The organism is Sphingomonas paucimobilis NBRC 13935 (assembly GCF_000739895.2).
Lineage (GTDB): Bacteria > Pseudomonadota > Alphaproteobacteria > Sphingomonadales > Sphingomonadaceae > Sphingomonas > Sphingomonas paucimobilis.
On the sequence record NZ_BBJS01000048.1, the window covers coordinates 1 to 12,812 of the forward strand.

Annotated in this window: 15 protein-coding genes; 11 read left to right on the forward strand and 4 right to left on the reverse strand. The window is 65.6% G+C overall.

Annotation, left to right across the window (positions count from 1 at the left end):
• Positions 1-86 precede the first annotated feature (86 nt).
• From SP6_RS15010 to SP6_RS15020, 3 genes are all read left to right on the forward strand, one after another.
• Positions 87-1,223, forward strand: a complete 1,137-nt coding sequence (locus SP6_RS15010) for a glycosyltransferase (protein WP_007405153.1) — start codon at positions 87-89, stop codon at positions 1,221-1,223.
• 90 nt (positions 1,224-1,313) lie between these two features.
• Positions 1,314-2,717, forward strand: coding sequence for an NAD(P)H-dependent flavin oxidoreductase (locus tag SP6_RS15015; protein WP_007405037.1), 1,404 nt, complete (start codon positions 1,314-1,316; stop codon positions 2,715-2,717).
• Positions 2,718-2,725: 8 nt separating this feature from the next.
• On the forward strand, positions 2,726-3,211 hold the full coding sequence (locus tag SP6_RS15020; protein ID WP_227876583.1) for a hypothetical protein: 486 nt from the start codon (positions 2,726-2,728) through the stop codon (positions 3,209-3,211).
• A gap of 2 nt (positions 3,212-3,213) precedes the next feature.
• Here SP6_RS15020 and SP6_RS15025 read toward each other — a convergent pair whose 3' ends face one another.
• Both SP6_RS15025 and SP6_RS15030 read right to left on the reverse strand, forming a co-directional pair.
• Positions 3,214-3,405 carry a hypothetical protein gene (locus tag SP6_RS15025; protein ID WP_007405115.1) on the reverse strand — a complete coding sequence of 64 codons (192 nt, stop codon included), beginning with the start codon at positions 3,403-3,405 and terminating at the stop codon, positions 3,214-3,216.
• A gap of 278 nt (positions 3,406-3,683) precedes the next feature.
• Positions 3,684-4,232 (reverse strand): DsrE family protein, encoded by a 549-nt coding sequence (locus SP6_RS15030; RefSeq protein WP_227876584.1) that lies wholly within the window; start codon positions 4,230-4,232, stop codon positions 3,684-3,686.
• A gap of 59 nt (positions 4,233-4,291) precedes the next feature.
• Here SP6_RS15030 and SP6_RS15035 point away from each other — a divergent pair, with 59 nt between their 5' ends.
• The 7 genes from SP6_RS15035 (at position 4,292) to SP6_RS15070 (ending at position 9,642) form a co-directional block, all read left to right on the forward strand.
• Positions 4,292-4,696 carry a hypothetical protein gene (locus SP6_RS15035; RefSeq protein ID WP_045078391.1) on the forward strand — a complete coding sequence of 135 codons (405 nt, stop codon included), beginning with the start codon at positions 4,292-4,294 and terminating at the stop codon, positions 4,694-4,696.
• A 155-nt stretch (positions 4,697-4,851) separates the two neighbouring features.
• Positions 4,852-5,250 (forward strand): hypothetical protein, encoded by a 399-nt coding sequence (locus SP6_RS21045; RefSeq protein WP_053058560.1) that lies wholly within the window; start codon positions 4,852-4,854, stop codon positions 5,248-5,250.
• Positions 5,250-6,059 (forward strand): TlpA disulfide reductase family protein, encoded by an 810-nt coding sequence (locus tag SP6_RS15045; protein ID WP_007405132.1) that lies wholly within the window; start codon positions 5,250-5,252, stop codon positions 6,057-6,059. The genes SP6_RS21045 and SP6_RS15045 overlap by 1 nt, the downstream gene beginning before the upstream one ends.
• Positions 6,056-6,685: a DsbA family protein gene (locus tag SP6_RS15050; RefSeq protein WP_007405133.1), complete on the forward strand. Its 630-nt coding sequence runs from the start codon at positions 6,056-6,058 to the stop codon at positions 6,683-6,685. The genes SP6_RS15045 and SP6_RS15050 overlap by 4 nt, the downstream gene beginning before the upstream one ends.
• A 318-nt stretch (positions 6,686-7,003) precedes the next feature.
• On the forward strand, positions 7,004-7,891 hold the full coding sequence (locus tag SP6_RS15060) for an MBL fold metallo-hydrolase (protein WP_007405056.1): 888 nt from the start codon (positions 7,004-7,006) through the stop codon (positions 7,889-7,891).
• The gene (locus tag SP6_RS15065) at positions 7,888-8,847 is read left to right on the forward strand and encodes a c-type cytochrome (RefSeq protein ID WP_007405154.1); all 960 of its coding nucleotides are present in this window, start codon (positions 7,888-7,890) and stop codon (positions 8,845-8,847) included. Before SP6_RS15060 ends, SP6_RS15065 begins: the two co-directional genes overlap by 4 nt.
• A gap of 39 nt (positions 8,848-8,886) precedes the next feature.
• Positions 8,887-9,642, forward strand: coding sequence for a substrate-binding domain-containing protein (locus SP6_RS15070; RefSeq protein WP_037568639.1), 756 nt, complete (start codon positions 8,887-8,889; stop codon positions 9,640-9,642).
• A 206-nt stretch (positions 9,643-9,848) separates the two neighbouring features.
• On the opposite strand, the gene SP6_RS15075 is transcribed toward SP6_RS15070, so the two are convergent.
• Positions 9,849-10,847, reverse strand: a complete 999-nt coding sequence (locus tag SP6_RS15075; protein ID WP_037568636.1) for a 2-hydroxyacid dehydrogenase — start codon at positions 10,845-10,847, stop codon at positions 9,849-9,851.
• A 149-nt stretch (positions 10,848-10,996) separates the two neighbouring features.
• On the opposite strand from SP6_RS15075, the gene SP6_RS15080 reads away from it, so the two are divergent.
• Positions 10,997-11,485 carry an SH3 domain-containing protein gene (locus SP6_RS15080; RefSeq protein ID WP_007405147.1) on the forward strand — a complete coding sequence of 163 codons (489 nt, stop codon included), beginning with the start codon at positions 10,997-10,999 and terminating at the stop codon, positions 11,483-11,485.
• Between the two features lie 119 nt (positions 11,486-11,604).
• Here SP6_RS15080 and SP6_RS15085 read toward each other — a convergent pair whose 3' ends face one another.
• Positions 11,605-12,786, reverse strand: coding sequence for an acetyl-CoA C-acyltransferase (locus SP6_RS15085; protein WP_007405067.1), 1,182 nt, complete (start codon positions 12,784-12,786; stop codon positions 11,605-11,607).
• Positions 12,787-12,812 lie beyond the last annotated feature (26 nt).

Here is a 12,812-nt window from a genome sequence, read left to right on the forward strand (position 1 = left end):
CCACCTCCCCTTGCAGGGGAGGAAAATGGGGACGGCATCGGCACTGGCGGTTTTCAAGCCAAGCGCCGCCCGCTAATCCCTCGCCTATGGCTCGCCCGCTTCACATCCTCCACCTCCATTCCTCCTTCTCGCTGGGCGGCAAGGAGGCGCGGGCGGTCGCGCTGATGAACGCGTTCGGCGATGCCGCGCGGCACACCATCGTCTCGGGGTTGCCCGACGAACTGGGCGCGCGCGATGCCATCGCCAAGGGCATCCGCTACGAGATCGCGCAGGACGCGCCGCCGCTGACCGGCAAGCCCTCGGTCAAGCGCTATGAGGCGATCGCGGCCTATATGCGCCGCTTCGACCTGGTGCTGACCTATAATTGGGGGGCGATCGACGGCGTGATGGCGCGCCGCGTCTATGCCAAGGGCGCACCGCCGCTGGTCCATCACGAGGACGGCTTCAACGCCGACGAGGCGCGCGGGCTGAAGATCGAGCGCAACATCTATCGCCGCATCGCGCTGTCGGCGGCGGATGCGCTGGCGGTGCCCAGCCATGTGCTGGAGGGGATCGCGCGCACCACCTGGAAACAGCCGGCCGAGCGCGTCCATCGCATTCCCAATGGCATCAACACCGCGCTCTACGCCCGCGATCCCGAACCCAAGGCGATCCCCGGTTTCGTTCGCCAGCCCAAGGAGGTGGTGGTCGGCGCGCTGGCCGGGCTGCGCACCGTCAAGAACCTGCCGATGCTGGTCCGGGCGATGGGCGGCATCGCGGGCAAGTTCCGGCTGGTGATCGTCGGCGAGGGGCCCGAGCGCGCGACGATCCAGCAGGCCGCCGCCGCGATGGGCATCGCCGACCGGCTGGTGATGCCGGGCTTTCTCGACCGGCCCTATCGCTTCATCCGGCATTTCGACATCGTCGCGCTGTCCTCGATGTCCGAACAGGCGCCGATTTCGGTGCTGGAGGGGATGGCGGCGGGGCTGCCCATCGCGTCGCTACCGGTGGGCGATGTCGCGACCATGGTGTCGGAGGCCAATCACCAGTTCATCGCCGACCGCGCCAATGAAGTGCGTTTGCGTGACGTGATCCAGGCGTTGATCCTCCATCCCGAACACCGCGCCGCCGCCGGTGCCGCCAACCAGGCGCGGGCGCGGGCCGAGTTCGACGAAAGCCTGATGGTCGCGCGCTACAAGGCGCTGTATGAAAAGGTTCTGGGCCGGCCGGGGGCGTTCGGCTGATCCTGTGCACTGGGCAGTGCCGTTAATTCCCCCTCGCTTAGCGATCCTAACACGCTATATGAGGCCCTTTCAGGACCAGAAGGGTACGACGTGTTCAAAGGCTTGAGCCCCATCCTCTATAACGGCCGGGAAGTGTGGCCGCTGATCGAAGGGGGCAAGGGCGTCGCCGCCACGAACCATGCGTCGGCGGGGGCTTGGGCCGCGGCCGGCGGGATCGGCACCGTGTCGGCGGTCAATGCCGACAGCTATGACGCCGAGGGCAAGATCATTCCCCAAATCTACCGCGCGCTGACCCGGCGCGAGCGGCATGAGGAACTGATCGAATATGCCATCGAGGGCGCGGTCCAGCAGGTGAAGCGCGCCTGGGATATCGCCGGTGGCAAGGGCGCGATCAACATCAACGTGCTGTGGGAAATGGGCGGCGCGCAGCGGGTGCTGGAAGGCGTGCTGGCGCGGACCAAGGGGCTGGTCGCGGGCGTTACCTGCGGCGCCGGCATGCCGTACAAGCTGTCGGAGATCGCGGCGCACCACCAGGTCAGCTATCTGCCGATCGTGTCCTCGGGCCGTGCGTTCCGCGCGCTGTGGAAGCGCGCCTATTCCAAGGCGGCGGAGTGGCTGGCGGCGGTGGTCTATGAGGATCCCTGGCTGGCCGGCGGCCATAACGGCCTGTCCAACGCCGAGGATCCGCTCCAGCCGCAGGACCCGTACCCCCGTGTGAAAGCGCTGCGCGATACGATGCGCGAGGGCGGCATTTCGGACGAGGTGCCGATCGTGATGGCCGGCGGCGTCTGGTATCTGCGCGACTGGAACGAGTGGATCGACAATCCCGAACTCGGCAAGATCGCCTTCCAGTTCGGCACGCGTCCGCTGCTGACCCAGGAAAGCCCGATCCCGGAAGAGTGGAAGCAGCGGCTGATGACGATCGAGCAGGGCGATGTCCTTCTCCATCGCTTCTCGCCCACCGGTTTCTATTCCAGCGCGGTGCGCAATCCCTTCCTGCGGAACCTCGAAGCGCGTTCGGAGCGCCAGATCGCCTTTTCGACCCAGGAAGCGGGCGATCACATCTTCCAGCTCGATGTGGGCGTGAAGGGCAAGAATTTCTGGGTGACCAAGGGCGACCTGCTGCGTGCGCGCGAATGGTTCGGCCATGGGTTCACCATGGCGCTGAAGACGCCGGACAACACCCTGGTGTTCGTCACGCCCGAAGAGGCCAAGGACATCCGCAAGGATCAGGCCGACTGCATGGGCTGCCTGTCGCAGTGCCTGTTCTCGAGCTGGGCCGATAGCGAGACCAACTCCACCGGCCGCCTGGCCGACCCGCGCAGCTTCTGCATCCAGAAGACGTTGCAGGAGATCGCGCATGGCGGTGACGTCGAGCAGAATCTGATGTTCGCCGGCCACGCCGCCTATAACTTCAAGCGCGATCCCTTCTATTCGAACGGGTTCGTGCCGAGCGTGAAGCAGCTGGTCGACCGCATCCTGACCGGCGACTAAGGCCGATGATGACGCCGGAACTTCGCGCGACGTTATCGAGCGTCGGCGAGGTGATGGCGTCGTGTCCCGCAGGCTGGTGGATCATTGGCAGCGCGGCGATGGCGCTGCATGGCGTCGATCCGGGGTCGGTCAAGGATGTCGACCTGTTGGTCGAGGAGCCGCTGGCCGGTGCGGTGCTGGGCAAGCTGGGTGTCGCACCGCTCGACATGCCACCCGATCCGCTGTTCCGCTCTACCGCTTTCGCGCGATGGGACAAGCCGCCGGTGCCGGTCGAGGTTATGGCCGGTTTCCATGTCGCCATCGCCGGGCAATGGCATCCGGTCAAACCCCGATCCCGCGAGCGTATCGACCTGGAAGGAATAGGGCTGTTCGTGCCGGATCGGCGGGAATTGCTGGCCTTATTCCGCTCATTCGGACGACCTAAGGACGGACCGCGCATCCGGGCGTTGGAGGCGGCGGAAGCGACGGCGCTGCTCGCCGCTTCCGTACGCTAGGATCAGTCCGCGACCGTCCCCACGACCGCGCCCGCGGTACCACCGACCGCCGCGCCGCGCTCCACGCTGCCGCCGGTCGCCGCCGCGACACCGGCGCCGCCCGCACCACCGATCGCCGCGCCCTTCAACGTCGAACATGCCGACATCGACATGGCGGCAGCGGCCAGGGTCGCGCCAATTGCAAGATTTTTCATGGGGTTCGCTCCTGTTTGAATGACAGGAACGGAATGCAGGGAGCGATAAGGGGTTCCGCGTCGCAACATTTTGACATGTATCAGGGAAGCAAGATTCCAGCATTTGCTGCCGGGCGCGAATCGACCGTTTATTCGCTCGGAGCCTCGCGAGCGACAGCTAAATATCTGATATTGATGAAACGCAAGCCATCCTTTTTTGGGATGCAACTGAGATAGCCGACATTGGGTGGCTGCCGCCTTTTCCAAAAGACATGGTAATTTGAGAAACCCGTTGGAGCCTAGTCCGGGATCAGCGCCCAGCCCCGCAGTTGCAGCGTGGCCATCGTGGTCAATGCGGACACATCGATCTCGACCGTCTTTTCGACTGAGGCGGCATCGATTTTATTGCCTGCCAGAGCCTGGCTGCACACGCGCACCGAAACTCCGGCGGACTGCAGTGCCGCAATAAGCGGCAGGTTCGGATTGGTCCTCGTCTTCATCCGTTCCGCATAGGCCGCGTCGTTCATGACCAGCGGCGTCGCCGGCCCATGGATCACGACAGCCACGTCCCCGGGTAAAGGCCGTATCCCGTCGGCGCCGAGCAGGTTCACGAACCGCGCCACCTTCTCAAGATTGGGATTCACCTGATCCGGCGACGCCGGTGCCTTGGTGACGCTGAAGAGCACCCGGTAGCGCAGGGTGGGGTCCGGGCGCTCCTTCGCCGTCGGCATCGGCGTGATGGCACCGAAACTCTGTACGATCGGATGGCGCGGATCAGCAGCCAAGGCAGAACTGCCGGCGACCATCGTCGCCAAGCCGGCGACGATCAGCATGGCCTTCTGTGACATCCGCCAACTCCTCATCATCCTATGTGGGCAGAAGCGGCTGCGCCGACAAAGGCCCGGCTATGCGCAATCGAAACCGCTGGCATGGACATATTCCGATCAGGCCCGTGCGCGCCCAAAGCCGTGAAAAGGGGGCGGATCGGATCTTCGATAGCGCCGCTGCCCATCTTGTAGAAGATCCGGCGCGCTTCCTGGCGAGGCCGGACCAGATCGGCTCGGTGCAGCTCGACCGGTTGTCGGCTTGGCGCTGGCTGCCCGATCCCGGCCACTGCTTCGATCTCGCCAACGGCACGCGCTCCATTCAGCGACGTCAACCCGATGGTCAGCCGGTGCGGCTGTGCCGGCATCTTGAGTCGTTCGACCATCACATCGGCCCGAATAGGATCAAGGCTCATGTACCGGGCCGCAGGCGGCGGCACCGCTGGGTCTTCTTGGCGCGAAGCGCAGGTGGCAGCAGCATCGGGTAACCCGCTCGTCAACGGGCAGGCGTCAGGACGCCGCCACTCGATGCGAAATAGGCGGGGTGGAATGCGAGCCTCCATGGTCGCCCACATGCCAGCATCATACGCTTGACGCAAATCAATTAAATAATTACCGTAATAAATAGGGAAAGGAATCGTAAGTGTCAGACGTCGACCCTGCGCGAGCTGACGTCCCCGGGGGCGACGTCGGTCCGCTTTATCGCTCGATCTGGCGTTTGCTTGATCTGCCGCTCCTCTTGTACCACGACTGCAAGGCGCCTGAGCGTGAAGACTATGTCTGGGAAACGACCATTGCCGCTCGATGCGAAGGCAATGTGCAGGACGGGATGGACGAGGACGCATTCGTCCCGATGTGCGAGGCTCATGATGCCACCTTGGCGATACTGCACCTGATCTCGCCGTCGATCCAGCTCAAGATCCATGGCGGAAAGCTGCCGAAGCCCAAAGCCAATCGCACCCGCCGTCTCCCCGTCGCGCTGAATGCGATGCGAGGTCGTGGACAGATCGACGACCTGCCGCGCGGGTGGGTGAAGACCTGATGGGAAACGCCGTTACGATCGGTCCCTTCCTGATCGCGATGGATCGCGGCGTCGCGATCCTGTGCATCCTGCTCTTCTTCGGCATCGCGTCGCTCGCTCGGCGCTGGGGCGCGATCAGGTTTGCCGGCGTCGTGACCAGCGTCGTCCTTGCCGGGGTCGTGACGGCACGGATTGGCTACGTCGCGGATCATGCGGCGATCTATGCCGACGCACCCTGGTCGGTGCTGGCGATATGGCAGGGGGGATTTTCCGCGCTGGCCGGGATCGTGGGCGCCGCCGCCTTCCTCATGGTCCGGCTTGGCCGCAGTCGCGATACAGCGATCGGTCTGGCAGCGCTGGCGGTGCCAACGATATTGTGGGTTGGTGTGCAGGCGATCGTTCCGCCCGTCGACTATGGTCGGTTTCCCTACGGCGTGGCACTCGCTGATACCAGTGGACGACCATTCCCGCTGGAGCGCTTTCGCGGACGACCCTTCGTCGTCAATCTCTGGGCGAGTTGGTGCGGCCCTTGCCGGCGCGAACTGCCCATGCTCGCTGCCGCAGCGTCACGCACCGGCGCGGTGCCAATCCTGCTAGCGGATCAGGGCGAGACACCGACGACGGTCGCACGCTTTCTGGCCCGCAATGGTGTCGGGGCGGGGCATGTCGCGCTTGATCCCACCCGTTCGCTCAGCGGTGCTTTGAAGGTCGCCGGCTATCCTGCGACCGCGTTCGTCGCGGCAGACGGCACGATCGTCCAACTCCAGCTCGGCGAGCTGTCACGTGCCGCGCTCGCGGACGGAATCGACATGGCAAGGAAACACCAATGAACCGTCGCAATCTCCTGACCCGCGGCATCATCGGCGCGATGACGATCGCGCTTCCGCTGGTGCCGGCAGGCGCACAGCAACGGCTCGACGTGTCGCGCAAGGCAGTAACGGACGATCCCGTAGCCCCCAAACGTGCCGGCTCCGACTACGACATCACGATCGTCGAGTTCTTCGATTATAACTGCCCCTATTGTCGGCGCATGAGGCCGGTGCTGAACGGCCTGCTCGCCTCCGATCCGAAGGTGCGGATCGTCTATCGCGATTGGCCGATCTTCGGTCCGGCCTCACGTGAAGCGGCGCGGGCGGCGATCGCTAGCCAGTGGCAACACCGCCACGCCGCCTTTCACGAGGCGTTGCTGACCTCGACGGCGCGGCTCGACAGCGCCGGAATCAGGGCGGCCGCGACCCGCGCGAAGGTCGACTGGCCCCGCCTGCAACGCGACCTGAAGACGCACGGGCGTGAGATCGATGCTCTGCTCGCACGCACCGACGCCATCGCAAGCGCGATCGGGTTCAACGGCACGCCAGCTTTCATTGTGGGTTCGCAGGTCGTCGCGGGGGCGGTCGACCTGCCTGCGCTGCGCCGCATTGTCGCGACCGCGCGCTCCAAGTCCGAGGCTCGTTGACGATGCCCGCGCCGCTCACCCGCAGGCAGGCGGTGCAATTCGGTTCTGTGATGGTGGGCGGCTGGAGGGTCGGACAGCTACCGGGCCGGACCATGCCGATCGAGCGCGGCATCGGCCCGCGTGCGGACGCCATGCTAGCCGGCGGCCGTTCGCCGGACCCGGTGCCGCCGATACGACAGTGCGCTTCGCAATCTTTCCCGAGTGTCGTTGCGCCGCTTGCCGCCATGCCTTTCCGGCGATGGAGGAAGCGATCCGGTATGCTGCGCAAGGTCGTCACCGGAGCGGCCGGCCAGCCGATCGACAGGAGAGGATAGGACCATGATCGAGTATAGCCATGAGGGCATGACGGTCGCGTCGTTTCATGACGAGCGCACGGGCAGCTTCCAATATGTCGTCGTCGACGGAACCACGAAAGGGGCTGCGATCATCGATCCCGTCCTGGACTTCGACCCCCGCGCCGGCGCGACCTCGACCACCAACGCTGATCGCATCCTCGACTATGTCGCCGCGAAGGGGCTGACGGTGGAATGGGTGCTCGACACTCATCCCCATGCCGATCACTTCTCGGCAGCGCCCTATCTGGCAGGCAAGACCGGCGGCCGAACCGCGATCGGCGCGAAAGTCACCGAGGTGCAGAAGCTCTGGCAGAACATCTACTGCCTGCCAGACCTGCGGGTCGACGGCAGCCAGTGGGACAAGCTGTTCGCCCATGGCGAGACGTTCCGGATCGGCTCGCTCGAGGCGCGCGTGATGTTCTCGCCGGGCCATACACTTGCCTCGATCACCTACGTCGTCGGCGACGCCGCGTTCGTTCACGATACGCTGATGGTACCCGACAGCGGCACCAGCCGAGCCGATTTCCCGGGCGGCGACGCGCGCGCACTGTGGCGCTCGATCCGGGCCATTCTCGAGCTGCCGCCTGGGACCGCGACCTATGTCGGCCACGATTATGGCAAGGATGGTCGCGAGGTGATCGGTCGATCGACCGTCGCCGACCAGCGTCAGCACAACATTCACGTGCGCGACGGTATCGACGAGGAGACGTTCGTCGCCACCCGCGAGGCCCGCGACGCGACCCTGCCGCTGCCGAACCTCATGCTCGCAGCGCTTCAGGTGAACATTCGCGGCGGCCGCCTTCCAGAGGCGGAGGCCTGTGGCACGGCGTTTCTCAAGCTACCGCTCAACCGCTTTGGCGGCGGCAAATGACCGAACCTCTGCCCCCCACTCCAGGCGACGACGGCGATGCCCAGCGCATCATCTTCGCCATCTCGGTTACGCTGCTGATCCTCGTCGTTACCTACAAGGTCGGACAGTCCGATGCGCCGGTCTCGGCGCCAGATGAGGTAGCGGCGGATGCCGCCTTCTCGCCACCGACGGACAACACCATTCCCGCCGGGCCGAATGGGGACGCAATCCGGCGCGGACGCCTGATCTTCACCGCCACCACGGCTCATGCCGGCCGCTATGTCGGCAACGGACTGACGTGCAGCAACTGTCACCTTGACGCCGGGCGCAAGGCGGATGCCTCGCCTATGTGGGCCGCCTGGGTCAGCTACCCGGCGTATCGCGCGAAGAACGGCCGGGTGAACACGATGGAGGACCGCATTCGCGACTGCTTTTTATACTCGATGAATGCGCCTGCCTCAAAGGCCGGCACCCCGCCGCCTTACGGCGACAATATCTACCGTGATCTGCAGAGCTACTTCGCTTGGCTCGCAACCGGAGCGCCGTTCGGCAAGCCATTACCCGGTCGCGGGTTCATGAAGCTCGATGCCACCCCACTCGGCCACGATCCTGATCGCGGCGCGACCGTGTTCGCGGACCAGTGCGCATCATGCCATGGCGCCGACGGACAGGGGCATGCGAACCCGGACGGCACCTACGCCATTCCGTCTCTCTGGGGACCGCGCTCCTATAACTGGGGGGCGGGCATGGCCGGGGTGGCAACGGCGGCCGGCTTCATCAAGGCCAATATGCCTTACGGGCAAGGCAACACTCTGACGGATCAGCAGGCGTGGGATGTTGCGGCCTATATCGACAGTCGGGAGCGTCCTCGCGATCCGCGACAGACTGCGACCGTCGAGGACGCTCGAAAGCAGTTTCACGCAAAGGGCGATTACTATGGTCAGAAGGTCGACGGAAAACTTCTCGGAGGAAGTTGACGGTCGTCTTTCTTCACTTCCGTTGCACAGAGGTTGCTTATGCGTGCATACATCCTGACTGCCCTTGCGGCGATAATCATGGTCGCTGCTCCGGCCTATGCCGGACCCGTTCATGTGTTCGGGCCTGGTGGTCCGGTGCCCGCGATGAAGGAAGCGGCTGCGACCTTTGCCAAGCTGCGCGGAGTGAGCGTCGAGGTCGTAAGCGGACCGACAAGCACGTGGATCGATGCTGCCAAGCGGACGGGCGACGTGATCTATAGCGGTTCCGAAACCATGATGACCGACCTTCAGTCCGCAATGGATGACCAGATTGATCCCACGACGATCATGCCCCTTTATCTGAGAGCATCGAACATCCTCGTTCGGCCCGGAAACCCCCACAACATCCGAGGGCTTAACGACCTCTTTCGTCCTGGCCACCGGATACTCGTAGTGAATGGCGCCGGACAAAATGGTTTATGGGAAGACATGGCAGGGCGTACCGGCGATATCGCCAAGGTTCGCGCGCTCCGCTCGAACATTGCCCGATATGCGAAGAACAGCGCGGAGGCGAAACAGGCGTGGACGGACGATCCTAGCTTCGATGCGTGGATCATCTGGGGAATCTGGCAAAAGGCCAATCCCACCCTTGCCGACGCTGTTCCTGTCGAAGAATCCTATCGTATCTACCGCGACGTTGGCGCCGGGCTGACAACTACCGGCAAATCCAACCCTGACGCGGTGGCGTTTACGACCTGGCTCACCACACCGGTGGCTCAAACGATCTTTGCGAAATGGGGGTGGGAGGCAAATTGACGTCGCTAATCATGGCCTGTTTTTAAAACGGCGCTTTCCCGAAGCCGCCTGTCAGAGCCGGAGAAATGGGAAAGATCGCGGGTGACGAATGGCCGTAATCACGAACCCGGATCGGCAGTGTGAATGCCCCCGGGTGCGGGCGTAGGCAGACACTTGGTTACCGATAAACAGCCGGACAGGCTCGGCTCCCCCGACCCGCGATACCCCTAAAGCCACCCCTCCAGCACCTGATCTGGTGGGCGATGGCCATCGGCCCAGCTGCGAATATTGGCGATGACCTTCTCGCCCGAGGCGACACGGCCTTCCAGCGTGGCGGAGCCCATATGCGGCGTCAGCACCACATTGGGGAGCGCGAGCAGGCGCGGGTCGATCTGCGGTTCGTGGCGCCATACGTCGAGCCCCGCGCCCGCCAGCCGTCCTGCCTCCAGCGCATCGACCATCGCATCCTCGTCGACGATCCCGCCGCGGCTGGCGTTGATCAGATAGACATGGGCCCGCATCAGTCCGATCCGGCGGCGGTCGATCAGGTCGTGACTGTCGGCATTGAGCGGCGTGTGGATCGACACGATGTCGACCGCGCCCAGCATCGCGTCGAGATCGGGATACCACTGGGCATTCAGCTCCGCCTCGATGCTGAGCGGCAGGCGACGACGGTTGTGATAATGGATCGACAGCCCGAAGGCGCGCGCGCGCCGGGCCACCGCCTGGCCGATCCGCCCCATGCCAACGATGCCCAGGGCCTTGCCGCCGATCCGGTGGCCGAGCATCCCGCCGGGGCTCCACCCCTTCCACGCGCCCGAGCGGACCAGCTTCTCGCCCTCGGCCAGCCGGCGTGGCACCGACAGGATCAGCGCCATCGTCATGTCGGCGGTATCCTCGGTCAGGACGCCGGGGGTGTTGGTGACGATGATGCCGCGCGCCCGGGCCGCCTTCAGGTCGATATGGTTCACGCCCGCGCCGAAATTCGCGATCAGCTTCAGCCGGGGGCCGGCGCCAGCGATCAGGCCCGCATCGATGCTATCGGTGACGGTCGGGACCAGCACGTCGCAAGTCGCCATCGCCTCGGCCAGTTGTGCCTGGCTCCATTTCTCGTCGGTGCGGTTGAGGTGCGTGTCGAACAGCGCCGCCATCCGCTCCATGATCGGATCGGGCAGTTCGCGGGTGACGACCACCCTGGGGTTCAGGCAGCGGCGTGGATCGACCATGGTCCAGGGATTGGGGCAAGCCCGCCGGCCCGTCAACCGGTGATGAGGGGCCGGCGGTGCGGGCATGGAACATGGTTGAAGCGGCACCCCGGCTCGGCGTAGAGCCGGCCCTGGGCGGGTAAGTAGAGGAAATGAGAATGCGCAGGTCCATGACCGGACTGGCTGGCATGGCGGTGATGCTGATGGCCGGCCCGATCGCCGCCCCCGCCGCTGCCGCGCCCGAGAAGCGGGCCATGCCCTATTATGGCTCGATCGGCGCCTCGCTGGCGCGGATGCGGACCGGCCCGGCGCGCGCCTATCCCGCTAGCTGGACCTATCGCCGCCCCGATTTGCCCGTGAAGGTCGTCGCCGCGTTCAAGGAATGGCGCAAGGTGCAGGATCCGGACGGGACCGAGGGCTGGATGCTTGCCGTCCTGCTGCGCAATACCCGGACCGCGATCGTCCGGAGCAGCGAGCCGCTGCCGATGCGCTCGGCGCCGAGCGACGATGCCAAGACGCTGTGGCGCGCCGCGCCCGGCGTGGTCGGGCGGATCAGCGAGTGCAATGGCGGCTGGTGTCGGCTGGACGTGAAGGGGCAGGCGGGGTTCGTGCCCGTCGGCGCGATCTGGGGCGTGGAGCCGGGCGAGACGTTGCCGTAAGGTTGCCTCTTATCCTCCCCGATAAGGGGCGGTTGGGGGCCGAAGGCCTGACGGAGGGGCGTCCCGGCTGACGAGGTAGGACTGTCCTCGCAGGCGGTGACGCCCCTCCACCAATCGTCTTACATCAGCTCCACGGCCATGGCGGTCGCTTCGCCGCCGCCGATGCAGAGCGAGGCCATGCCGCGCCTGGCACCCTGGGTCTCCAGTGCCGACAGCAGCGTCGCCAGCACGCGCGCACCGCTGGCGCCGATCGGATGGCCCAGCGCGCAGGCGCCGCCATGGACGTTCAGCCGATCGTGCGACAGGTCCATGTCGCGCATCGCGATCATCGCCACCGCCGCAAAGGCTTCATTGACCTCATAGAGATCGGCATCCCCGGTCGACCAGCCCGCCCGTTCCAGCGCCTTGCGCATCGCGAAGACCGGTGCGGTGGTGAAGCGGGCCGGGGCATGGGCGTGCGCGGCATGGGCTACGACGCGCGCGATCGGCGTGAGGCCCAGGCGATCGGCGACACTGGCCCGCGTCATGACCAGCGCGGCGGCCCCGTCCGAGATCGACGAGGCGTTGGCCGCCGTGATCGTGCCGTCCTTGGAGAAAGCGGGCTTCAGCGTCGGGATTTTCGCCGCATCGCCCTTGGCGGGCTGTTCGTCCTGGGCGACCACGGTCGCGCCCTTGCGCGTCTTGACCGTGACGGGCACGATCTCTCGGTCGAACGCGCCCGAGCCTTGCGCGGCCTTGGCGCGCTCCAGCGAGGCGATGGCGAAATCATCCTGCGCTTGCCGTGTGAACTGATACTCCTGCGCCGCCTCCTCGGCGAAATGGCCCATCAGCCGCCCGCGCTCATAGGCGTCCTCCAGCCCGTCGAGGAACATATGGTCGTAGAGCGTATCATGGCCGATGCGCGCGCCGCCGCGATGCTTGTGGCTGAGATAGGGCGCATTCGTCATGCTCTCCATGCCGCCCGCGACGATCAGTTCGGCCGAACCCGCCGCCAGCGCCTCGGCGGCCATGATCGCGGCCTGCATCCCCGAACCGCACATTTTGTTGACGGTGGTCGCCTCGACATGCTCGCCGAGGCCCGCGAAGATCGCCGCCTGCCGCGCGGGTGCCTGCCCCAGGCCGGCGGGCAGGACGCAGCCCATATGGATACGCTCGATCGCGGCCGGCGCGACGCCCGCGCGCTCGACCGCGGCCTCGACGGCGGTCGCGCCCAGTTGCGGCGCGGTCACGTCCGCCAGGCTGCCCTGGAACGATCCCATGGGGGTGCGGGCATAGGACAGGATGACGATGGGGTCCGTCATGGCATACTCTCCGATAGGTCTGTTTT